The organism is Pseudomonas sp. NPDC087690 (assembly GCF_044743175.1).
Taxonomy (GTDB): domain Bacteria; phylum Pseudomonadota; class Gammaproteobacteria; order Pseudomonadales; family Pseudomonadaceae; genus Aquipseudomonas.
The window spans coordinates 105,725-128,535 of record NZ_JBIUVX010000005.1 but is presented as its reverse complement, the minus strand read 5'-3'; the positions used below and the strand labels follow the sequence as shown (position 1 = coordinate 128,535).

Sequence of the window (22,811 nt, the reverse complement as noted above, 5' to 3'; positions counted from 1 at the left end):
GAGGACATGCCTGTGACTACTCCTATCTTCAACACACCGCCAACCCTGTGGGAGCGAGCCTGCTCGCGATGGGAGCGCCGCGGTTTGTCTGATGTACCGAGTTGCCTGAATCGCGAGCAGGCTCACTCCTACATGGGGACCGTGTGTGCCTTGGCATTGGCGGTGAGCCTGGCCGGTTGCGCCGGCCTGCCCGATCAGCGTCTGGCCAACGAAGCGCTGAAGCGTGGCGACACCGCCACCGCCGCGCAGAACTATCAGCAACTGGCCGATCTGGGTTACAGCGAAGCGCAAGTCGGCCTCGCCGATATCCAGGTCGACAGCCGCGACCCTGCACAAATGAAACAGGCCGAAGCGACTTATCGCGCTGCCGCCAGTGTTTCGCCGCGTGCGCAGGCACGTCTTGGCCGTCTGCTGGTGGCCAAACCGGGTTCCACCGAAGCCGAGCATCAGGAAGCCGAAAGCCTGCTGAAAAAAGCCGCCGCCAATGGCGAAGGCAACACGTTGATCCCGCTGGCGATGCTCTACCTGCAATACCCGCACAGCTTCCCCAACATCAACGCGCAGCAGCAGATCGATCAGTGGCGCAAATCCGGTTACCCGGAAGCAGGTCTGGCGCAGGTGCTGCTGTATCGCACTCAGGGCACTTACGACCAGCACCTGGATGACGTGGAAAAGATCTGCAAAGCCGCGCTGAACACCACCGACATTTGCTACGTCGAACTGGCGACCGTGTACCAGAAACGCGCGCAGCCAGAGCAACAGGCCGAGCTGATCAAACAAATGCAGGCCGGTTACGCCCGTGGCACCGTCACTGCGCAACGCGTTGATTCCGTGGCCCGTGTACTGGCCGATTCGACCCTGGGCAAGCCTGACGAAAAAACCGCGCAGTCGCTGCTTGAACCAATCGCTCCGGGCTACCCGGCGTCGTGGGTGACCCTCGCGCAATTGCTTTACGACTACCCGGAACTGGGCGACGTCGATCAGATGATGAAGTACCTCGACAACGGCCGCGCCGCCGACCAGCCGCGCGCCGAACTGTTGCTGGGCAAGCTCTACTACGAAGGGAAAATGGTCCCGGCCGACGCCAAAGTCGCTGAAGAACATTTCCAGAAAGCCGTCGGCCGTGAAGTCGCCGCCGACTACTACCTCGGCCAGATCTATCGCCGTGGCTACCTCGGCAAGGTCTATCCGCAGAAGGCACTCGACCATCTGCTGACCGCTGCGCGCAACGGCCAGAACAGCGCCGACTTCGCCATCGCGCAACTGTTTTCCCAAGGCAAGGGCACCAAACCCGACCCGCTCAACGCCTACGTGTTCAGCCAATTGGCCAAGGCACAAAACACTCCGCAAGCCGATGAGCTGGCGACCACCCTCGCCGCGCAATTGCCGCCCGAGCGTCTCGCCGAAGCCCAGCGTCTGCTGCAACAGGAGCAAGCCAGCCGTGGCGCTCTGAACCCGAACACGCTGCAACTGCACGCCCTGCAAGAAGAAGACGGCGAGGAAAAATTATGAAGTTGAATCCATTCGTGAAGGCCGGTATTGGCCTCACTTTCGCGCTGATCTGGTCTTGCCCGACACTGGCCGCGATGACTGAAACCAAGAACTTCGGCCTCGAAGTGAAAGTCACTGGCCAGTCCGAAGACGACCGCGATCTTGGCACCGCCAGCGGCGGCGACGTCAACGGCGTCGGCCTCGACCTGCGCCCGTGGATCTACGGCGAAAGCGGCGCGTGGAGCGCCTACGCCATGGGCCAGGCCGTGACCTCGACCGACATCATCGAAACCGACACCCTGCAACAATCCGACGGTGAACAAGCCACCGACAACAGTGATCGCAAAACCAAGAAAAACTACCTGGCGATGCGCGAGTTCTGGGTCGGCTACAGCGGCCTTACCCCGTACCCAGGCGAGATGCTCAAGTTCGGTCGCCAGCGCCTGCGCAATGACGACGGCCAATGGCGCGACACCAACATCGAAGCGCTGAACTGGACCTTCGACACCACCCTGTTGCGCGCCAACGCCGGTGTCGCCGAACGCTTCAGCGAATACCGCACCGACCTCAAAGAGCTGGCGCCGAAAGACAAGGATCGCCTGCACGCCTACGCCGATGCCGCTTACCAGTGGACACCGGGGCAATGGGTCGGCATTCGTGGTCACCACACCCACGATGACGGCAAACTCGATTACGCCGAACCCGGTGTTCCGCGCGACTCGCTGGACAAGACCGAGAACGGTGACATCAGCTGGATCGGCCTGACTGCCGACAGCGACGCCTACAACTGGCGCAACACCAACACCGTCAACTACTGGGGCAGCATCACCGGCATGAGCGGCGACCGCGACACGGTCAACGCGCTGAACGCCGATGGTTCGCGCCCGGCGCAAGCCAAGCGCAGCGATGACGTCAACGGCTGGGCTACTGACATCGGTGTGCGTCTGCGCCTCGATCCGCAATGGCAAGTCGGCGGCGCCTATGCCCGCGCCAGCGCCGATTACGAGCAAAACGGTCTGGAGAGCAACCGCTCCAACTACACCGGTACGCGCTCGCGGGTGCACCGTTTCGGCGAAGCGTTCCGTGGCGAAATGAACAACATGCAGACCGCAACGCTGTTCGGTTCGTGGATGGTCAACGACGAGTACGACGCCAGCCTGATCTACCACAAGTTCTGGCGTGTCGACGGCAACAAGCCAGTCGGCAGCAACGGTATCAACGCGGTGGAAAACAACACCGACGACGCCACCGGCGCGATCCTTTCCAGCACCTCGCTGCCGCTTGAAGACGGCAACAAGGACCTCGGTCAGGAGATGGATCTGGTCGTCACCAAGTACTTCAAGCAAGGCCTGTTGCCGGCGGCGTTGAGCCAGTCGATCGACGAGCCTTCGGCCCTCGTGCGTTTCCGTGGCGGTGTGTTCAAACCGGGCGATGCCTACGGCAAGCAGGTTGATTCGTACATGCACCGCGCGTTCATCGACGTGATCTGGCGCTTCTGATGCAAACCGCCAAGGGAGTGCCCGACATGATCAGCACCAGGATAGGCTCACTCAGCCTGCTGGCCGGCGCGATGCTGCTGGCCAGCGCTGGCGCCTTCGCCAATGTGGAGCCGGCCAAGCCTGCGACCACGGCCAAGGAGCTGCAGCAGGCCAAGACGTATACCGTCAGCAGCGCACCCACCGAGGCGCTGAATCTGGCCGCGCCGAAACTGCCGGACATTTCCGGCTACACCGCCGAAGCCGCTGCGGCGAAAATCAACCGCAGCAAACCGGGCAAGATCAGCGTGCGCCGGATGATGCAGGAAGACGCGTTGAAGGACTTCATCGGCGGCGACAACAAGATGGCCGAATGGGTGGTGCGTCAGCACGGCATCCCGCAGGCGATCTTCGTCGACGACGGTTACATGAACCTCAAGGACTTGGCCAAGAAACTGCCCAAGCAGTACTTCAGCGAGACCGCGCCGGGCGTCTACCTGTCGAAGCTGCCGATCGTTGTGGGCCGTAAAGGCATCCTCGAAATCGACGGCCAGACCCAGGAACTGCGCCTGTCGCAAGAGGCCGGTGCGTTCATGGTCAACGACGGCCAACTGTTCGTGCGTGACACCAAAGTCACCGGCTGGCGCGAAAAGGAAAACGGCCCGGCAACCTTCCGTTCGCCGAAGGAATTCCGTCCGTTCCTGCTCGCCTGGGGTGGCACCGAGACCTACATCGTCAACAGCAAAATGGCCAGTTTCGGCTATGCCAACAGTAAGTCTTACGGGGTGAGTATTTCCCAGTACACGCCGAACATGGCCAAGGTGCTCAAGCGACCTGAACCGACCGGCTGGATCGTCGGCTCCGAGTTCTCCGACATGTGGTACGGCTTCTACTGCTATGAGACCCGCGACTTTGTGGTCAAGGGCAACACCTACAAAGACAACATCGTCTACGGCATCGACCCGCACGACCGTTCCCACGGCCTGATCATTGCCGAGAACACCGTGCACGGTACGAAGAAGAAGCACGGGATCATTATTTCCCGTGAGGTCAACGACAGCTTCATCTTCAACAACAAGAGCTTCGACAACCACCTCTCGGGCCTGGTGATCGACCGTAACAGCGTCAACAACATCATTGCCTACAACGAGATCTACAAGAACCACACCGACGGCATCACCCTCTACGAGTCCGCCGACAATTTGCTGTGGGGCAACAAGGTCATCAGCAACAAGCGCCACGGCATTCGCATTCGTAACAGCGTGAACATCCGCCTCTACGAAAACGTTGCCATGGCCAACGGTCTGACCGGCGTCTACGGCCACATCAAAGATCTGACCGACACCGACCGTGACATCAAGCTCGATCCGTTCGATGCGCAGGTGTCGCTGATCGTCGTTGGCGGTGAACTGGCGGCCAACGGCAGCGGACCGCTGTCGATCGATTCACCGTTGAGTGTCGAGCTGTATCGCGTGTCGATGCTGGCGCCGACCAAATCCAGCGGCATCAGCTTCAACGGCATCCTCGGCGAGCGCCAGGATGAAATTCTCGACCTGCTGGTGCGCCAGCAGAAAGCCGTGCTGATCGACCCTGTCGAACGCCAGACCGAAATGCAGGACTGAGGATAATTTTATGCACCCACACTTGATCAGATTACTCAGCCTGTCGGCCCTGACCGTGGGCATTCTCGCGGCCAGTAACGGCGCCCGTGCCGATGACGCAGCTGGCGCGACGCCGCCAAAGTTCAGCGCCGAACCGTGCTGCAACCTGTGCCCGGCGGCGCATGACGCGAAGAACTACACCACGCGTTATCAGCAGAACTTCACCACCCTGGTGCAGGCGCAAGGCGACTGGCTGTTCCGGACGCAGGAAGATTTGCGCACCGAATTCAACACCACCCCGGCCGGCTACAAACGCCTGCAACAGCTGCACGATGCGTTCAAAGCCAAAGGTGTCGAACTGGTGATCGTCTACCAGCCGACCCGTGGCCTGGTGAACCGCAACAAGCTCAACCCGCAGGAAAAAGCCGCGTTCGATTACGAGAAAGCGCTGGGCAACTACAAGACCATGCTCGGCCGTTTCGCCAAGATGGGTTACGTGGTGCCGGACCTGTCGCCGCTGACCAACGAATCGCTGCCGGACACCCTGCCCGCCCACGATTTCTACTTCCGTGGCGACCAGCACTGGACGCCATACGGTGCGCAGCGCACGGCGAAAATCGTCGCTGAAAAGGTCAAGCAGATCCCGGCCTTCGCCGACGTGCCCAAGCGTGAATTCGAGACCAAGCGCTCCGGACGCATGGGCAAGACCGGTACCCTGCACAACATGGCCGGGCAACTCTGTGGCACCAGTTACGCGATTCAGTACATGGACCAGTTCACCACCGAGCCTAAGGGCGAGGCCGGTGACGGCGATCTGTTCGGTGATTCCGGCAACCCGCAAATCACCCTCGTCGGTACTTCGCACAGCGGCAAGAACTACAACTTCGCCGGTTTCCTCGAAGAGGCCATCGGCGCTGACATTCTCAACGTCGCCTTCCCCGGCGGTGGCCTGGAAGGTTCGATGTTGCAGTACCTCGGCAGCGACGAATTCCAGAAGACCCCGCCGAAGATTCTCATCTGGGAATTCTCGCCGCTGTACCGCCTCGATCAGGAAACCATCTATCGCCAGATGATGTCTCTTCTCGACAACGGCTGCGAAGGCAAAGACGCGCAAATGTCCGCGAGCACCACGCTCAAGCCGGGCAGCAAACAAGAACTGCTGGTCAACAGCAAGAACCTGAACCTGCAGAACAGCAGCCATCAGGTCGACATCCGCTTCGCCGACCCTTCGGTGAAAACCCTGCAAGCCACCCTCTGGTACATGAACGGTCGCCACGAGGACATCAAGATCGAGAAACCGGAAACCTCCGACACCGACGGTCGTTACGCCTTTGAGCTGCTCACGGACGAAGACTGGGCCTCGCAAAAGCTGCTGGCGGTCGAAGTCCAGGGCCCGGAAGCGGGTACCGCGCCACAGAAAGTCGAAGCGAAAATCTGCAAACGCAACGTATTCCCGGGCGCTGGGCAACAAACCGCTCAGGTCGGGCAATGAGGTCTGCTATGCGAAACTCGAAACTGAAAACTCTTTTAGCGCCAACGCTGCTCGGGCTGGCGATCTTCGCCGGCACCGCGCAGGCCGCCGCGCCACTGCGTCCACCTCAGGGCTATTTCGCGCCTGTGGATAAATTCAAGACCGGTGACAAAAGCGAAGGCTGCGATGCGATGCCGACGCCGTACACCGGGCCGCTGCAATTTCGCAGCAAATACGAAGGTTCGGACAAGGCCCGCGCGACGCTGAACGTGCAGTCGGAAAAGGCCTTTCGCGACACCACCAAAGACATCACCACGCTGGAACGCGGCACCGCCAAACGGGTGATGCAGTTCATGCGCGACGGTCGTCCGGAACAGCTCGACTGCACGCTGAACTGGCTGACCGCGTGGGCCAAGGCCGATGCGTTGATGTCGAAAGACTTCAACCACACCGGCAAGTCGATGCGCAAATGGGCGTTGGGCAGCATGGCCTCTTCGTACATCCGCCTGAAATTTTCCGACTCGCATCCGCTGGCCCAGCATCAGCAGGAAGCGCAGTTGATCGAGGCGTGGTTCAGCAAAATGGCCGATCAGGTGGTCAGCGACTGGGACAATCTGCCGCTGGAAAAAACCAACAACCACTCGTACTGGGCCGCATGGTCGGTGATGGCGACGTCGGTCGCGACCAACCGCCGCGACCTGTTTGACTGGGCGGTGAAGGAATACAAGGTTGGCGTCAATCAGGTCGACGCCGACGGCTTCCTGCCGAACGAACTCAAGCGCCAGCAACGCGCCCTCGCCTATCACAACTACGCCCTGCCGCCGCTGGCGATGATCGCCAGTTTCGCCCAGGTCAACGGGGTCGATTTGCGTCAGGAAAACAACGGTGCGCTGAAGCGACTCGGTGATCGGGTGTTGGCGGGGGTGAAAGACCCGGATGAATTCGAGAAGAAGAACGGCAAAGAGCAGGACATGACCGATCTGAAAGAGGACATGAAATTCGCCTGGCTCGAACCGTTCTGCACGCTCTACACCTGTGCGCCGGATGTCATCGAGAAGAAGCACGGCATGCAGCCGTTCAAGACTTTCCGCCTCGGCGGCGACCTGACCAAGGTCTATGACCCATCCCATGAAAAGGGCAACAAAGGCAGTTAGTCGCTGATCGTTCCCACGCTCTGCGTGGGAATGCAGCACGGGACGCTCTGCGTCCCAAAACGTGACGCAGAGCGTCACAAGAGGCATTCCCACGCAGAGCGTGGGAACGATCACATAGCCCGCCGGTTTTTCGTGGGGGGTTTGGGGGGGCTTTGGCCCTTGACTGTTGGTTCAAACATGGAGAGATCGGGATGGTATTTTCATCCAACGTGTTCCTGTTTCTGTTCTTGCCGATCTTTCTCGGCTTGTACTACTTGAGCGGGCAACGCTATCGCAATTTGCTGCTGCTGATCGCCAGCTACGTGTTCTATGCCTGGTGGCGTGTGGACTTCCTCGCGCTGTTCGCCGCCGTCACGCTGTGGAACTACTGGATCGGCCTCAAAGTCGGTGCCGCCGGCGTACGAACCAAACCGGCGCAGCGCTGGCTGTTGCTCGGTGTCGCAGTCGACCTGTGCATCCTCGGCTACTTCAAGTACGCCAACTTCGGCGTCGACAGCATCAACGCGATGATGACATCGGTCGGTCTTGAGCCGTTCATCCTCACCCACGTGCTGCTGCCGATCGGTATCTCGTTCTACATTTTCGAATCGATCAGTTACATCATCGACGTGTATCGCGGCGACACCCCGGCCACGCGCAACCTGATCGACTTCGCGGCATTTGTGGCGATCTTCCCGCACTTGATTGCCGGCCCGGTTCTGCGTTTCCGCGACCTCGCCGACCAGTTCAACAACCGCACGCACACCCTCGACAAGTTCTCCGAGGGCTGCACGCGGTTCATGCAGGGTTTCATCAAGAAGGTCTTCATCGCTGACACCCTCGCGGTGGTCGCTGACCATTGCTTCGCCCTGCAAAACCCGACTACGGGTGATGCCTGGCTCGGCGCGCTGGCCTACACCGCGCAGCTGTATTTCGACTTCTCCGGTTACAGCGACATGGCCATTGGTCTGGGCTTGATGATGGGTTTCCGTTTCATGGAAAACTTCAAACAGCCGTACATCAGTCAATCGATCACCGAGTTCTGGCGTCGCTGGCACATCAGCCTGTCGACCTGGCTGCGTGACTACCTGTACATCACCCTCGGCGGTAACCGTAAAGGCACGCTGATGACCTATCGCAATCTGTTCCTGACCATGCTCCTCGGTGGTCTGTGGCACGGCGCGAACATCACCTACATCGTCTGGGGCGCCTGGCACGGCATGTGGCTGGCGATTGAAAAAGCGCTGGGCCTGAACACCTCGCCGCGCAGCCTCAACCCGATCCGCTGGGCGCTGACCTTCCTGCTCGTGGTCATGGGCTGGGTGATCTTCCGCGCCGAGAACCTGCACGTTGCCGGTCGTATGTACGGCGCGATGTTCAGCTTTGGTGAATGGTCGTTGTCGGAACTCAATCAGGCCAGCCTCACCGGTCTGCAAGTGGCGACTCTGGTCGTGGCGTACGTGACGCTGGCCTTCTTCGGTCTGCGCGATCTGTACACCAATCAGCCACCAGCCAAAACCAAACCTGAAGTCAACGTCGAGGCCAACGGCCCTGCGACGGCGACCCCGGGGATGATCAAGGCAGCGCCTGGCGAAAACCCGGCAAGCATCCATGAGCCTGGCTACACCGTCGGCGTCGAAGCCCAGGTGCAACCGGCCTACTGGAGCGCTGACTGGTCGCGCTACGTGATGCGCGGCTTGATCCTGCTGCTGTTCATCGCCTCGATTCTCAAACTCTCGGCGCAAAGCTTCTCGCCGTTCCTTTACTTCCAGTTCTGAGGGATCTGACATGACCCGCTCATTACGCATCTTCTACATCGCCCTGTTCCTGGTGACCCTGTTGGTCCTCGGTGTGTGGTCGGTTCGCAGCTTCTTCGGCTTCAGCACCAATGCCGATGCGACGGTGCTCAACGGCCGCTGGACCAAAGCTGTGGAAACCCATTACGACGAAGAATTCCCGATCAAGCGTCTGGGCACCAACCTCTGGGCCGCGCTGGATTTCAAACTGTTCAACGAAGGTCGTCCGGGCGTGGTGCTCGGTCGCGATCAGTGGTTGTACAGCGATGAGGAATTCAACCCGATCGTCAACGAAGAGCTGAACCTGCAAGGCAACTACGCGCTGGTCGAAGGCGTGCGCCAGACCCTGAAAGACAAAGGCGTGAAACTGGTGATGGCGATCGTGCCGGCCAAGGTTCGTCTGTACCCGGAGCATCTGGGTGAAGTGAAACCGGCGAGCATTCACGAAAACCTTTATGAGGATTTCCACCACCGCGTCGCGGCGGACAAGATCCTCGCCCCTGACCTGCTCAAGCCACTGCAACAGGCCAAGCAGAATGGTCAGCAAGTGTTCCTGCGCACCGACACCCACTGGACGCCGGAAGGCGCCGAGATCGCTGCCAACACCCTGGCGAAAACCATCGCCGACAAGTTCCCGCTCAGTGGCGAGCCGCAGCGCTTCGTCACCACCCCGGCGGAGAAGGTTACGCACAAGGGCGATCTGCGCTTGTTTCTGCCGCTCGATCCGCTGTTTGAAAACCTGATGCCGGCGCAAGAGCCGCTGCAAAAGCGCAACACCGTCGCGGCCGGCGAGCAGCCTGCCGGTGACGACGCGCTGTTCGCCAGCAACGAAGTGCCGGTGGCACTGGTCGGCACCAGCTACAGCGCCAACCCCAACTGGAACTTCGTCGGTGCGCTGAAACAAGCGCTGCACAGCGACGTGGTGAGCTACGCCGAAGACGGCCACGGCCCGATCCTGCCGATGCTCAGCTACCTGAAAAGCGATGACTTCAAGAACAGCCCGCCACAGGTGCTGATCTGGGAGTTTCCTGAACGTTATCTGCCTGTGAACAACGAAATCGGCGACGCCGACCCGCAGTGGGTCGCAGAGCTTAAACAAGCCGGCGCACGCCAACAAAACGTAGCAATCAACACTAAATCCGAGACGCCCGATCGGGCGCAAAACTGAAAGAGAGGTACACCATGACTTTCACTACTACTCCTCGTCGTCTCGCTAAAAGCTTCGCTCTGGTTGCTGGCCTCAGCGTGCTTTCCGTGCCTGCCTTCGCCGGTGGCGACGCCGCGCTGTACGGCCCGACCGCACCGAAAGGCTCGTCCTTTGTGCGCGTCTATAACGCCAGCAACGCTGAAGTCAGCGCCACTGTCGGCAGCACCAATCTGAGCGACGTTGCGCCACTGGCCAGCAGTGACTTCAGCTTCATGCCGGGCGGTGATTACAGCGCCAAGGTCGGCAGCCAGACCCTGCCGGTGAATCTCGCCGGTGACCATTACTACACCCTGGTCAACAACGCTTCCGGCGCGCCGCAACTGATCGAAGAGCCGCCGTTCAAGAACAAGCAGAAATCCCTGGTACGCGTGCAGAACCTCAGCGACAAGCCGCTGACCCTGAAGACCGCCGACGGCAAGACCGACGTGGTGCCGAACGTGGCTGCCAAGGGCCGTGGCGAGCGTGAAATCAACCCGGTGAAAGTCAGCCTGGCGCTGTACGAAGGCGACAAGAAAGTCGGCGACGTCAAACCGGTCGCCCTGGAACGCGGTGAAGCCGCGGTGCTGTACGTCACCGGCAGCGGCAGCAGCCTGTCGCCAGTCTGGGTGAAACGCCCGGTATCGACCCGCTAACAAATTTCCCGAACTGACGCAGTCCCCCCATGTGGGAGCGAGCCTGCTCGCGAATACGGTCTGACATCCAACATCAATGTTGACTGATACGCCGCTTTCGCGAGCAGGCTCGCTCCCACCCTTGACCGGGTTGTCAGTTCGGGTACGAAACAAAAACAAGAGTGAAACGACACAGCGTTCGTGCCTCTAACCAATCGATTTTATGGAGTAAACAATATGATTCCGGTGATCTTGTCAGGTGGTAGCGGTTCACGTCTTTGGCCGCTTTCGCGTAAGCAGTTCCCTAAGCAATTCCTCGCCCTGACCGGCGAACACACACTGTTCCAGCAGACCCTCGAGCGCTTGGTGTTCGAAGGCATGGACACCCCGATCGTGGTCTGCAACAAGGATCACCGCTTCATCGTCAACGAGCAGTTGGCCAATCGCAATCTCGAATGCCAGCGCATCCTGATGGAACCATTCGGCCGCAACACCGCGCCGGCCGTGGCGCTGACCGCGATGATGCTGGTCAATGAAGGTCGTGACGAACTGATGCTGGTGCTACCGGCTGACCACGTGCTGGAAGATCAGAAAGCCCTGCAACGCGCTCTGGCCCTGGCCACCGTCGCCGCCGAAAACGGCGAAATGGTGCTGTTCGGCGTGCCGGCGACCAAACCGGAAACCGGTTACGGCTACATCAAGTCCACCGGCGATTCGCTGCTGCCCGAAGGCGTTAGCCGCGTCTCGCACTTCGTCGAAAAACCCGACGTCAAACGTGCCACCGAGTACGTCGAATCCGGCGGTTACTACTGGAACAGCGGCATGTTCCTGTTCCGCGCCAGCCGCTTCCTCGAAGAGCTGAAAAAGCATGATCCGGACATCTACGACACCTGCCTGCTGACCCTTGAGCGCAGCGAGCAGGACAATGACACCGTGACCTTCGACGAAGCCACCTTCGCTTGCTGCCCGGACAACTCCATCGACTATTCCGTGATGGAAAAAACCCAGCGCGCCTGCGTAGTGCCACTGACCGCTGGCTGGAGCGATGTCGGCTGCTGGTCGTCGCTGTGGGAAGTCAACGAGAAAGACGCCAACGGCAACGTCAGCAAAGGCGACGTGGTCATTCAGGACAGCAAGAACTGCATGATCCACGGCAACGGCAAACTGGTGTCGGTGATCGGTCTGGAAAATATTGTCGTGGTCGAGACCAAAGACGCCATGATGATCGCCCACAAAGACAAGGTTCAGGGCGTCAAGCAAATGGTCAATACGCTCAATGAGCAAGGCCGCAGCGAAACCCAGAACCACTGCGAGGTTTACCGTCCGTGGGGCTCGTACGACTCGGTGGACATGGGCGGGCGTTTCCAGGTCAAGCACATATCAGTGAAACCGGGCGCGTGCCTGTCGCTGCAGATGCATCACCACCGCGCCGAACACTGGATCGTGGTCAGCGGCACCGCCGAAGTGACCTGCGATGAAAACGTGTTCCTGCTCTGCGAAAACCAGTCGACCTACATCCCGATTGCCTCGGTGCATCGCCTGCGCAACCCGGGCAAGATCCCGCTGGAAATCATCGAAGTTCAGTCGGGTTCGTACCTGGGCGAAGACGATATCGAACGCTTCGAAGATATCTACGGTCGCTCCACCCCGGTCGAGCGCGGCGTGTCGGTGAAAACCATCGCGCAATAACGTTCAGCAAGACAAGAAGCCCCCGTCCAGCCCGCTGCGTCCCCTATCCGCAGTGGGTTGGGCGGGGGCTTTTTCTTTCGAATCAGCCCATTTTCAAAGGCCTTGCTTTCTGCTTTGCGAACGTTTTCCAGTTGTCCAACTGCTGACTCGACAACGCCTTGAGCTTTCCGGTTTTAAAGAACGCTGTGTGCAATTCCTGCTTGGTCACATGACCTGAATCGATCATGAATTTCGCCATGTTTCCGCCCCAATGCTGAGGTCCCCCCCCGACATTCGTGGTGAAGTAGGCCGTTTGATACTCGGCCCCCGGGTACATCGCAGTGAACACTTCGTAGGCAAAAAAATCGGCGATGTATTCGTCATAGTTACTATTGGCAACGCTCGTATCCGTTAATGGCTGAAAGCCAACATGTGCATGTGAAAGGTAGTGCATGGCTTCATGGACGATCGTTGAGCGTATCTTGTCGGCGTTGAGCCGGCCATTTTCCGAATAATCCGGCGCAGTGACCCCCATATAGATAACGCCCTTGGGCGAAGTCCACGCAGGAGGATTCGCGGCAAGATTTTCTTTATTGAAGTACATACTGCCATTACCGGGAATCTCACGGATCTTTTCGGTGAGCTGTTCATGCGTCACATCGACAACATTGATCGCCCCCACCTGTAATCCAAACAATTGATTCGCTGTCTTCGCGAGACGGGAAAGATCTACATAGTCTTGAGTTCGCCAGCTTTTTGAAGCGACGTTGGCTGATTGTTTCCCGGGAGCCAGGATTACAGGCTGAAACACGTTCGGGGCTTGCGCTACCGATCCCGGCGGCGGTGGTCGTGGTGGCGCCATGGGGCCCGCGCCGGGAAGCGGAGGCCGAGGCGGAGCCATCGGGCCGGCACCGGGCGGCGCCGGGGGGGCAGGCCGTGGTGGCGGTGGACGGGGCGGTGGCAACGACGACACATCCGGTTTTTGTGGTTTCCTACCGTCACCATCAACAAGCGTTACGGGATTGTTAAGCACCATCCGATAAAGATTCAGACCGTCAATGGCCCCAGCCGGATCCGGATTTATCCAGCGCTGCAACCACGGGATGTAATACCGAAAGCCGTAGTAGTACAGCCCGCTGGCATCACGTTCCTTGCCCGAATAACGCACGGTACGGTAACTGACCTCGGACTCGCTGCTCCACGCCGTTTCGCCGAATGGATAGTAGGTTTCCTGACTGATTATCCGCGCGTCTTCGCCCAACTCGAGACTGGCCGAGCCGAGATGATCGGTGAAGGTGTAGCGATAGCGATCATTGCCACCGGGCGGAGGCAGCGTTTGCCAATGCAGGACACTGGCGCTGTTAAGCCCGGCCTGTACCGAAACAACCTGCAGTGTCTCGCCAGCGCTGTCGATACGTAACTCCAGTCCCGGCAGATAACGCACCTCGGTGAGCACCGTGCGCGCATTAGTCTGCAAAGACCTGATCTTGCGTACGCGTTGCCCCCCGGCGTCGTAAAGATAAGTTTCCTGATCGTCAGATTCGCCGATCCGCTCCACCGGGCTCACCGATTGCAACTGGTTGCGCATGTTCCATCGCACCCGTCTGCGTTGATCCAGCTCGAGCAAATTGCCGCGTGCATCGAAGGCAGCTGCAATGTGCTCCTCGGTCGGCGGCAGGTCGTTGCACCAAGGCAGAGCGCGATTGCTGTAGCGGGCGGTCTTGATTTGGCGTCCGTGCGCCTGAACGCCGACATGCGTCAACTCGAGCAAATTGCCGCCGGCATCATATCGATAGGTTTGCCGGTAGTTGCTGAATGCCGCCGGATCGGCGCGACCGGCAAACTCCGGCCCCTGGTTCCGCGCCCCCGCCTCCCAGCCGCTCGCCTCGTTCAATTGATAGAGACTGTCGTAAGTAAATCGGCTGATCGGCTCGATGCGCTGGTTGGCAAAAAATCGGATGGGCTGGGCTTTGTCCTCAATGCTCAACACATTGCCCATCGGGTCGTAGGCGTAGACCAATTGCTGCAATAACTGGCCGCTGGTGCTGCTAGCACTGCGGCTGGTCAAACGACCGTTCTGCGGCTGATAGGCCAATGTGCTGCGTACACCGTTGCCCGCCAACTCATGCTCGACTTGCCCGTCGGCGTTGTAACGAATGTCACTGACCATCGGTCGGCTATCGGGCTGGTGCTTCAACTGCAAATGCGCGGCACGCAAACGCCCGTCGACTGTCAGTTCAACCCCCTGCCTATTACCTCGCGCGTCGACTTGTTCGAGCACTTGAGCAAGCGGGCCAAAGCGCCATCGGCTAGTGGCGCCCTCGCCCGGCTCAAGCAACCGTGCACGTTCTTCAATCAGTTCGGGCCAATCGGGGGTGACGGGATCCTGGGTGAAGTGGCGAGTGTTTTCGTTGCATTGGCCGCTGATCGCAAAGGTTTCAAACAACACGCTGCCCGCCGGATCGTCATGGCGGATTAACTGGCCGAGCTGATTTCTGTTCGGGTCACCGGCGCCGAGCTGGCCATAGCTGTAACGCTCGACGCACCGGCGCGGCGTCGCTACGGTTTCTTCGAAGATCGCCACCGGTCGCAGCAATACGTCATATTCCACGTCACGACGGGTTCCCCGGCTGTCCCAATCAAGCAGCAATTGCCCGCCGAGACCGTACAACGCGACCTGCGTACCAGCGTCGACGTTATCCGAGCGCAACACTTGGTTACTCAACGAGTAAACCGTGGCCAGAGTGGCCGGGGTCTGTGGGTCGGACATTTGCAGTGCCCACGAACGCGGGTCCCACTGCGCAACAGCGCGCCCGGGCATGTCATGCAAGGTGCGGTGGATGCGACTTTGAGTGGCGCCGACGCCATCGCCGCGCCAATAGTCGACCGTGCGAATCAAAAGCCCACGAGGGTCGCTCGCCGTAAGCGTCGGAGTGTTGTAATGGACCCCCATATGTCTCGTACCCTACATTCAATGACTGCGCCATTTCGTCCCAGCGAAGACATATAACCGCTCGGACGCCCGGATGCCTACTGTCAGAAATTACAGTTACGACCCACGGTCGCATTCGATTGCCGCGCCAATGAAGACGATATCGAACGCTTTTTCATACCCTTGCCAGTTAACGCGCGATCGCCACACGCTTGCTCATCGACTGGCGGATTTTAGTAAAGGCATGCGCAGATACACTGGCATTTGTTCTGGTGAACAAGCCTCTCTTGCCCGGTTGATAACGGGTGATACTGGCAGTTCCTTCAACGGTCTGATAATGGATATTCCATGCCTGCAGTTTTCGATCGAATTTCATGAATGCAAAAGCGTTTTTAAACTCCTGCATTTGTCCACTGTCGTTAACGGCAAAACCGTAATCGGGGTACTCCATCGCAGCACCGAGACCCAAACCACGTTCGCTACGAGGCAGGTTATTGAACTGGGCATCTTCCTTGCCACCTTCCACATGACGCACTCGAAGCACATTTTTGTTCAACTGCTCGACCGTCAGCGAACAGCCACTGAAGGCCGGGGTGAAAACGTGATCCGGCTGGACCCCGGACGGATTGACGGGGATATCGACATAGCCCCCCTGAGGTGCCCAATAGCCGGCGACCGCGTTGGCTTTATCAGGCATCTCGCCGGCAGCGATGTCGACAATTCTCAATGCGTTGAAAGCACCACTGCTTGCGCCTGAGTAAGCCAGTTTATCCATCGTGAAGATGAATTCGGCGCCGCCCGCGGTATTACTGAGGCCGTTGACGACAGCTTTGGAATAACGTCCAGGCGTCGGGTCTAAATACTTGGTGTCGACCACAACCTTGCCGAACTCGGGTGCTTGCAATGCCTTGCCGATATTGGTCGGGTTGCCCATCGCAGGTACAAATCGATTGGGTTCGCCTTTATCCTTGAATGCGAGGGCGGGGATCTGGCGATCGGAAGCTGTGGCAATGACCGGTTCCCACAAGCCATTGGCCAACTGTTTACGGGTAACCGCTCCGTCGCTATCGATATAGGTAACGGGGTTGTTCAGTGCCATTGTGTAGAGGTTGCTCCCATCGATATAGCCTTTGGGATCCGGGTTCATCCAGCGCTGTAACCACGGGATGTAATACCGATAGCCGTAGTAATACAGACCCGTTGCATCGCGCTCTTTACCGGAGTAGCGAATCGTTCGATAACTGACTTCAGACTCCCGGTTCCATGCCGTCTCGCCGAATGGGTAGAACGTTTCCTGACTGATGATTCGCCCGTCTTCGGCCAGTTCAAGACTGGCCGATCCGAGGTGGTCGCAGAAGTGGTAACGGTACTGATCATCATTGTCCGAAGATGGTCGATCCTGCGGGTGCAACACGTTTACGCTGTTGAGTCCGGTCTGTGCCGAAATGACCTGCATTACCTCGCCAGCACTGTCGGTACGCAACTCCAGCCCCGGCAAATAGCGCACTTCGTTGATGACGGTGCGCGCGTTAGTCTGCAGCGAACGGATCTTGCGCACACGCTGACCACTGGCGTCATACACATACACTTCGCGATCGTCGAGCCCGCCGCGCCTTTCCACCGGGGTGACTGATTGCAACTGATTACGCAGGTTCCACTGCACGTTATGCCCTTGATCCAGCGCGAGCAGATTGCCACGAATGTCATAGGCCGCCGCGATCTGCGCTTCGCTGGGCGGCACACCGTTGAGATAGGGCAAACCGCGATTGCTGTAACGGGCAACTTGCAACTCACGTCCTTGGCCTTGTCCGCCGAGATGATTCAGCTTCGTCAGATTGCCGCCCGTATCGTAGTGATAAGTCTGCTGATAGTTGCTGACTGCCGCTGGGTCAGTACGACCGGGCGTACTCGCCCCCTGACTCGCTGCACCCGTCCCCCACCCGGTCGCCACGATCAACCGGTAAAGGCTGTCGTAGACAAACTCGCTGAGCGGATCGATACGCTGGTTGGCGAAATAGCGGATCGGCATTGCCTGATCCCTGATGCTGACAACGTTGCCCATGCGGTCATAGGCGTAGATCAGATCCTGCAATATCACACCGCCAGTTTTGCGCGCGTGACGATTCATCAGGCGACCGTCCTGCGGCCGGTACTGCAAACTCGTTCGCACACCGTTGCCGGCCGTTTCCCGCTCGACCTGGCCGTCGGCGTTGTAGTGGATATCACTGACCAGAACCTGCTCGACGGGCTCGTCCTTGAGTTGCAACCGGATAGCGTGCAACCGGCCATCGACAGTCTGGGTGAACCTCTGCCGATTGCCACGGGCATCGATTTGTTCGAGTACTTGCCCGTGTGCTCCGATACACCAACTACTGACCGCACCGTCGCCAGGCTCCAGTAACTGCAAACGCTCGTCGATCGGTTCGGGCCAGTCCGCACTGGTCAGTTGCAACGTGAAGTGGCGAGTGCTTTCGAGGCGATGGCCGCTGAGTGCAAAACGGTTGAACTGCAGGCTGCCGGCCGGATCGTCGTGACGGATCAACTGACCGAACTGGTTTCGCGCTTGCTCGCCTTGACCCGGCGCGCCGTAGACAAAACGCTCGGCACATGACCGCGGCTGCGCAGGAGCAGTTTCGAACACCGCTAGCGGACGCCGCATCAGGTCATATTCAATTTCACGCACACTGCTGCGGCTGTCCCAGGTCATCAGCACCTCAGCCGCGAGCCCCCGCAGTTCGATTTGCGTCCCGGCATCGACACTGTCAGTGCGCAACTCCTGACCGCTGAGGGCATACACCGTCGTCAGGTTGGCCGGTGTTTGCGGGTCGGTGGCTTGCTGCGCCCACAATCGCGGATCCCACTGCCGGATCGTGCGCCCGGCCTCGTCACAGACCATTCGGCTGGTACGCGATTGCGCCGCAAGACTGGCGTCGGCACGCCAGTAATCGAGGCTGCAAATGGTTAACCCGCGAGGGTCGACCACTACGAGTCGAGGAGTTTTGTAGTGCAAATCCATAGCGCTACTCCGCAGGACAAGTCGATTTCAACTGCTGCAGAGCATCTGAGCAGTTGGACAACGCTCAGGCTACTGACAGAAATGACAGTGCCGACCGGCGGCAAATCCCGCTCGCGTTCATGTCCATTTGCTTTGCCCTTCGGTAGGATGAAGTTCACGTGATTGCGGAGACTCGAACATGTTCATCGGCATCCTGCTGGTCATCACCTGGCTGGTCCTGTTACTGCGCTACCCGGCCAAGGCCTTGCCGGTTTCGGTGGCCGCCGCGATAGGTCTCGGTCTGGTGGCGATGTGGGTCGTCTGGCTGGACAACCGCGAGATCAAGCAATTGGCGCGGCTTGAGTTGCGCATCAGTTATGCGCCCGAACAGTGCCCGGCTGATCGTCCCTTGCAGCTGAAAATGAACAATGGCAACAATGTACCGCTGACCGAATTGCGCTGGCGCATCGCCGCCTACGCGCCGGGCGATACGGTCAACCTTGCCGACAATCAGTACACTGCCCCACGTTATCGCGGCCCCGGTGAATTACAGGCCGGCGGCAATTGGCAGGATTGTCTGCCGCTGCCGCCGCTGCGCCCCGGCTATCGCCCGCAGACCCTGGAGTTTCGCGCCGAGCGTTTGCAAGGCAGTTTCTCCGACTGATCGACCTTCTCCGATTTTTTGCACAAGGAATGCGCCATGCCCGTTGCGTTGATTACCGGTTGTTCCAGCGGCATTGGCCGCGCCCTTGCCGATGCGTTCAAAGCGGCGGGTTATGAAGTCTGGGCCAGTGCGCGCAAGGCTGACGATGTAGCAGCTCTGAGCCGTGCCGGATTTACTGCGGTGCAGCTGGACGTCAATGACAGCGTGGCGCTGGAGCAACTCGGCGAGCGGATCAACCAGCAACATGGCGGCCTCGATGTGCTGATCAACAACGCCGGTTATGGCGCCATGGGGCCACTGCTCGATGGCGGTGTAACGGCAATGCAACGCCAGTTCGAGACCAATGTATTTTCGATTGTCGGCGTCACGCGTGCACTGTTCCCGGTATTGCGCCGGGCCAAGGGGCTGGTGGTGAACATCGGCAGTGTGTCCGGGGTTTTGGTCACCCCGTTTGCCGGTGCGTATTGCGCGTCGAAAGCCGCCGTACATGCTTTGACCGATGCCTTGCGCATGGAGCTGGCGCCGTTCGGTATTCGTGTGATGGAGGTGCAGCCGGGGGCGATTCAGTCCAGCTTTGCCAAGAATGCAGGGCACGAGGCCGAGCAGTTGATCAATGAACAATCGCCGTGGTTTCCGTTGCGCGAGGGCATTCGCGCCCGGGCCAAGGCCTCGCAGGATAAGCCGACGCCGGCCAGCGAGTTTGCTGCCGAGTTGCTGCAAGCCGTGCAACAGAGCACGCCCCCACGGCTGATCCGCATTGGCAATGGCAGCCGGGCGTTGCCGCTGTTGGCGGCGTTGTTGCCGAAGGGGTTGCTGGAGTCGGTGTTGATGAAGCGGTTCGGGTTGGGTGGGCAACTTTGAGACCGGGTTGACGCCTTCGCGAGCAGGCTCGCTCCCACATTTGAAATGCGTTTTCCTGTGGGAGTGAGCCTGCTCGCGAAGAGGCCTGGCCTGGCAACGCATACCCTCAGCCCCAACCCTTCATGAAATCAATGAACGCTCGCACCTTCAACGGTAAATGCCGGGTATCCGGATACAGCGCATACACCCCTTGCTGAGCAAAACGGTAGTCCGCCAACAACCGTTGTAACCGTCCCGCATCGAGATCGTCCTGAATCAGCCATTGCGGCAAAATCGCCACACCCTGCCCGGTCAACGCAAACGCCCTGAGCGTCGCCGAGTTGTCCGCAACGATAGCCGTGGTACCCGGTTTGGGCTGGTAGAAATGCTCCACGCCGTGTGGATCGCTCACGGTCATTTCCGGCACCCGTCCGTGCCCCAGCGTTGGCATCGACTCCAGCGTCGCCAGTGTGGCAACCGGGGCAAAACGCTCGATCAACGCAGGCGTGGCCACCGCAAACACCTCGAATGTCGACAGCTGCACCGCGCGTAGATTGGAGTCGTGCATGCGCCCCAGGCGAATCGCCATGTCGAAGCGTTCGGAGATCAGATCGGCGTGAGTCGAGGAGGTCGACAGGTGAATATTCAACTGTGGCTGCTGTTGACGAAACACCTCCAGCGCCGGCACCACCTGTGCCAGGGCAAACTCCACCGTGGTGGTGATGCGCAACGTGCCTTTGAGCTGTGAATGCTCCGAACGCGCTTCCTCGATCGCCAATCGTGCCTCGTCCAGGGTACGTAAACAGCGTCGATAAAAACGTTCGCCAGCGTCAGTCAGCGCCAGTTGTCGCGTATTGCGGGTGAGCAAAGTCACGCCCAGCTCTTCTTCTAGCCGTTTGAGATTGAAGCTCACCACCGCTCGCGTCTGGCCCAGAGTTTCGGCCGCAGCGGTCAACGACCCGGCCTCGACCACGGCTTTAAAGGTGTCAAAACGATCCAGACTGACCATATTCAGCCCACCCCCATGTCAAAAATATTTTGACAAACTAGCAGCCAAACCAGCGTTTTCCTATGACTGAAAGCCCCCTACCCTGCACGTCTCATCACAGGGAAGCTGCCATGGCTTATCGCTCGAAAGTCGCGCTGGTGTATCTGTTGGGGTTCGCCCTCGACTTGTTGAACATGTTCGTCGCCAGCATTGCCTACCCTGACATCGCCGGACAAATGCAAGCGTCGGTGACACAACTGGCGTGGATCACCAATGCCTACATGCTCGGCCTGACGCTGATCATTCCGCTGAGCGTATGGCTGGCGGCGCGATTCGGTGAACGTCGACTGATCCTCGCATCGCTGCTGTTGTTTGGCTTCGGCTCTGCTCTGGTGGCGCAAGCGGGCTCGATTGAAAGTTTGATCGGTTGGCGGTTGTTGCAAGGGCTGGGTGGCGGGTTGCTGCTGCCGGTCGGCCAGGCGTTGGCGTATCGACAGTTTGCGCCGTCGCAGCGCGCGCATTTCACCGGTGTGGTGTTGCTGGTGGCGCTGATGGTGCCGGCACTGTCGCCGGCAGCGGGCGGATTGATTGTTCAGGCGTTGTCCTGGCGGTGGATTTTCTACCTGAATTTGCCGGTGGCGCTGCTCGCTTTTGGCCTTGGCCTGTTCTGGTTGAAACCCGATCAGCCTTCGACTGAACGCCCGACGCTGGATGCTCGCGGCCTGCTATTGGCCGCGACGGCGCTGAGTTTATTGTTAATCGCCGTAAGCCTGGTGAGTGAAACAGACACCCGCATCCCCGGCCTCTTCACCCTCGCGCTCAGCTTCTTGGCACTGTGTATTTATCTGCGTGACGGCTGGCGCAAACCCGACGCGATCCTCGAACTGCAACTGATCAAGAATCCGTCTTTGCGCCTGGCGATGCTGATCTACCTGTGCGTGCCTGGTGTCTTCACCGGCACCCACATGATCGCCGTGTTGTACCTGCACAACCTTGGCTTAGGTGCAGCGCAAATCGGGGCGTTGATGCTGCCATGGGCAGTGGGTTCGGGCGTGGCGATCCTGCTCGGAAAACGCAGCTTCAACCGAGTCGGGCCCAAGCCGTTGCTGAGTGCCGGCATGCTTTTGCAATGCCTCGGTATCGTCTTGCTGATGCGCATCGAACAACCCGCCAGCACGCCGCTGATCATCGCCTACGCCCTGATGGGCCTGGGCGGCAGCCTGTGCAGCGTCAGCGCGCAGACATTGGCGTTTGTCGGTATCACACCAGAAAAAATGGGCCACTCCAGTGCCTTGTGGAACATCAATCGTCAGCTCGGTTTCTGCCTCGGCGCGGCGTTGCTCAGCTCCTTGTTGGGGGCTTTGGGTGGTGAGGGTTTTCGCTACTGCTTCCTGGCCGCTGCGCTGCTCACGTTGCTGCCGATGGTCAGTGTTTTGCGGTTCGATTCGACGGCAGTGCTCGCGCTGCTGACTTCACAATTACCCAAGGAAAAATCTACATGACTGACTACAGCGAATATTTTGAGGAAGTGATTCAGGCACACGAAGCCATCGAGCGATGGTTTGCCGTGGAGGGAGACGACGCTGAGCTGGAGCGACTGCTAGCGCGATTTTCGCCTGAGTTCTCCATGGTTTCGCCGCTCGGCCGGGTGTTGGATTTCGAGGTGTTGAGCGGCTTGTTTCAGATGGCTGGAGGTAAGAAGCGCGGGTTCAAAATTGAGCTCAGCGAACTCTGCGGGATTGCATTACACGAGCGCGGTGCGACGGTGAGTTACCGCGAGCAGCAGACGGACGCGAGTGGATTGAATACGGATCGGCGTTCGACGGTGGTGTTTGAACAGACCGCCGCCGGGCGGGTGGTCTGGCGGCATTTGCAGGAGACGTTTTGCGCTGAGTGATGGTTCGGTATTGGTCTGAAATACCGGGTCGCTCTTATCGCG

16 protein-coding genes are annotated in these 22,811 nt (G+C 59.3%); 13 read left to right on the top strand and 3 right to left on the bottom strand.

Features of this window, described 5'->3' with window-relative positions; all coding sequences use genetic code 11:
- Positions 1–6: 6 nt before the first annotated feature.
- From algK to ACIPIZ_RS09870, 9 genes are all read left to right on the top strand, one after another.
- Positions 7–1,512, top strand: coding sequence for an alginate biosynthesis TPR repeat lipoprotein AlgK (algK, locus tag ACIPIZ_RS09910; RefSeq protein ID WP_305889162.1), 1,506 nt, complete (start codon positions 7–9; stop codon positions 1,510–1,512).
- The gene (locus ACIPIZ_RS09905; protein WP_064393307.1) at positions 1,509–2,990 is read left to right on the top strand and encodes an alginate export family protein; all 1,482 of its coding nucleotides are present in this window, start codon (positions 1,509–1,511) and stop codon (positions 2,988–2,990) included. Before algK ends, ACIPIZ_RS09905 begins: the two co-directional genes overlap by 4 nt.
- 26 nt (positions 2,991–3,016) lie before the next feature.
- The gene (gene algG / locus ACIPIZ_RS09900) at positions 3,017–4,588 is read left to right on the top strand and encodes a mannuronan 5-epimerase AlgG (RefSeq protein WP_064393330.1); all 1,572 of its coding nucleotides are present in this window, start codon (positions 3,017–3,019) and stop codon (positions 4,586–4,588) included.
- A gap of 10 nt (positions 4,589–4,598) precedes the next feature.
- Positions 4,599–6,059, top strand: a complete 1,461-nt coding sequence (locus ACIPIZ_RS09895; RefSeq protein WP_401165138.1) for an alginate O-acetyltransferase — start codon at positions 4,599–4,601, stop codon at positions 6,057–6,059.
- Between the two features lie 8 nt (positions 6,060–6,067).
- Positions 6,068–7,192: a mannuronate-specific alginate lyase gene (locus ACIPIZ_RS09890; RefSeq protein WP_064393309.1), complete on the top strand. Its 1,125-nt coding sequence runs from the start codon at positions 6,068–6,070 to the stop codon at positions 7,190–7,192.
- Between the two features lie 191 nt (positions 7,193–7,383).
- Entirely contained in the window at positions 7,384–8,949 is a 1,566-nt protein-coding gene (locus ACIPIZ_RS09885; RefSeq protein WP_105705580.1) for an MBOAT family protein, read from the top strand.
- A gap of 10 nt (positions 8,950–8,959) precedes the next feature.
- Positions 8,960–10,135: an alginate O-acetyltransferase gene (locus tag ACIPIZ_RS09880; RefSeq protein WP_401165136.1), complete on the top strand. Its 1,176-nt coding sequence runs from the start codon at positions 8,960–8,962 to the stop codon at positions 10,133–10,135.
- A 14-nt stretch (positions 10,136–10,149) separates the two neighbouring features.
- Positions 10,150–10,806 (top strand): alginate O-acetyltransferase AlgF, encoded by a 657-nt coding sequence (locus ACIPIZ_RS09875; protein ID WP_401165134.1) that lies wholly within the window; start codon positions 10,150–10,152, stop codon positions 10,804–10,806.
- Positions 10,807–11,022: 216 nt separating this feature from the next.
- Positions 11,023–12,474: a mannose-1-phosphate guanylyltransferase/mannose-6-phosphate isomerase gene (locus ACIPIZ_RS09870; protein WP_064393313.1), complete on the top strand. Its 1,452-nt coding sequence runs from the start codon at positions 11,023–11,025 to the stop codon at positions 12,472–12,474.
- An 82-nt stretch (positions 12,475–12,556) separates the two neighbouring features.
- Here the strand turns inward: ACIPIZ_RS09870 and ACIPIZ_RS09865 are convergent, their stop codons facing one another.
- Together ACIPIZ_RS09865 and ACIPIZ_RS09860 are read right to left on the bottom strand one after the other, a co-directional pair.
- The gene (locus ACIPIZ_RS09865) at positions 12,557–15,406 is read right to left on the bottom strand and encodes an RHS repeat-associated core domain-containing protein (RefSeq protein ID WP_401165132.1); all 2,850 of its coding nucleotides are present in this window, start codon (positions 15,404–15,406) and stop codon (positions 12,557–12,559) included.
- A gap of 169 nt (positions 15,407–15,575) precedes the next feature.
- A complete protein-coding gene (locus ACIPIZ_RS09860; protein ID WP_401165130.1) occupies positions 15,576–18,401 on the bottom strand; it encodes an RHS repeat domain-containing protein in 2,826 nt (941 codons plus the stop codon).
- 178 nt (positions 18,402–18,579) lie between these two features.
- Here ACIPIZ_RS09860 and ACIPIZ_RS09855 point away from each other — a divergent pair, with 178 nt between their 5' ends.
- Together ACIPIZ_RS09855 and ACIPIZ_RS09850 are read left to right on the top strand one after the other, a co-directional pair.
- Positions 18,580–19,044: a multidrug transporter gene (locus ACIPIZ_RS09855; RefSeq protein WP_122662299.1), complete on the top strand. Its 465-nt coding sequence runs from the start codon at positions 18,580–18,582 to the stop codon at positions 19,042–19,044.
- 36 nt (positions 19,045–19,080) lie between these two features.
- Positions 19,081–19,905, top strand: a complete 825-nt coding sequence (locus ACIPIZ_RS09850; RefSeq protein ID WP_253480119.1) for an SDR family oxidoreductase — start codon at positions 19,081–19,083, stop codon at positions 19,903–19,905.
- 106 nt (positions 19,906–20,011) lie between these two features.
- Here the strand turns inward: ACIPIZ_RS09850 and ACIPIZ_RS09845 are convergent, their stop codons facing one another.
- A complete protein-coding gene (locus ACIPIZ_RS09845; RefSeq protein ID WP_064393318.1) occupies positions 20,012–20,893 on the bottom strand; it encodes a LysR family transcriptional regulator in 882 nt (293 codons plus the stop codon).
- Positions 20,894–21,003: 110 nt separating this feature from the next.
- On the opposite strand from ACIPIZ_RS09845, the gene ACIPIZ_RS09840 reads away from it, so the two are divergent.
- Together ACIPIZ_RS09840 and ACIPIZ_RS09835 are read left to right on the top strand one after the other, a co-directional pair.
- A complete protein-coding gene (locus ACIPIZ_RS09840; RefSeq protein WP_122853515.1) occupies positions 21,004–22,374 on the top strand; it encodes an MFS transporter in 1,371 nt (456 codons plus the stop codon).
- Positions 22,371–22,769, top strand: a complete 399-nt coding sequence (locus tag ACIPIZ_RS09835; RefSeq protein WP_064393320.1) for a hypothetical protein — start codon at positions 22,371–22,373, stop codon at positions 22,767–22,769. The genes ACIPIZ_RS09840 and ACIPIZ_RS09835 overlap by 4 nt, the downstream gene beginning before the upstream one ends.
- Positions 22,770–22,811: the final 42 nt, after the last annotated feature.

Bases quoted from the DNA above. Each gene is read 5' to 3' on its own strand.
- algK (WP_305889162.1), top strand. From the start codon at position 7: ATGCCTGTGACTACTCCTATCTTCAACACACCGCCAACCCTGTGGGAG.
- ACIPIZ_RS09905 (WP_064393307.1), top strand. From the start codon at position 1,509: ATGAAGTTGAATCCATTCGTGAAGGCCGGTATTGGCCTCACTTTCGCG.
- algG (WP_064393330.1), top strand. From the start codon at position 3,017: ATGATCAGCACCAGGATAGGCTCACTCAGCCTGCTGGCCGGCGCGATG.
- ACIPIZ_RS09895 (WP_401165138.1), top strand. From the start codon at position 4,599: ATGCACCCACACTTGATCAGATTACTCAGCCTGTCGGCCCTGACCGTG.
- ACIPIZ_RS09890 (WP_064393309.1), top strand. From the start codon at position 6,068: ATGCGAAACTCGAAACTGAAAACTCTTTTAGCGCCAACGCTGCTCGGG.
- ACIPIZ_RS09885 (WP_105705580.1), top strand. From the start codon at position 7,384: ATGGTATTTTCATCCAACGTGTTCCTGTTTCTGTTCTTGCCGATCTTT.
- ACIPIZ_RS09880 (WP_401165136.1), top strand. From the start codon at position 8,960: ATGACCCGCTCATTACGCATCTTCTACATCGCCCTGTTCCTGGTGACC.
- ACIPIZ_RS09875 (WP_401165134.1), top strand. From the start codon at position 10,150: ATGACTTTCACTACTACTCCTCGTCGTCTCGCTAAAAGCTTCGCTCTG.
- ACIPIZ_RS09870 (WP_064393313.1), top strand. From the start codon at position 11,023: ATGATTCCGGTGATCTTGTCAGGTGGTAGCGGTTCACGTCTTTGGCCG.
- ACIPIZ_RS09865 (WP_401165132.1), bottom strand. From the start codon at position 15,406: ATGGGGGTCCATTACAACACTCCGACGCTTACGGCGAGCGACCCTCGT.
- ACIPIZ_RS09860 (WP_401165130.1), bottom strand. From the start codon at position 18,401: ATGGATTTGCACTACAAAACTCCTCGACTCGTAGTGGTCGACCCTCGC.
- ACIPIZ_RS09855 (WP_122662299.1), top strand. From the start codon at position 18,580: ATGTTCATCGGCATCCTGCTGGTCATCACCTGGCTGGTCCTGTTACTG.
- ACIPIZ_RS09850 (WP_253480119.1), top strand. From the start codon at position 19,081: ATGCCCGTTGCGTTGATTACCGGTTGTTCCAGCGGCATTGGCCGCGCC.
- ACIPIZ_RS09845 (WP_064393318.1), bottom strand. From the start codon at position 20,893: ATGGTCAGTCTGGATCGTTTTGACACCTTTAAAGCCGTGGTCGAGGCC.
- ACIPIZ_RS09840 (WP_122853515.1), top strand. From the start codon at position 21,004: ATGGCTTATCGCTCGAAAGTCGCGCTGGTGTATCTGTTGGGGTTCGCC.
- ACIPIZ_RS09835 (WP_064393320.1), top strand. From the start codon at position 22,371: ATGACTGACTACAGCGAATATTTTGAGGAAGTGATTCAGGCACACGAA.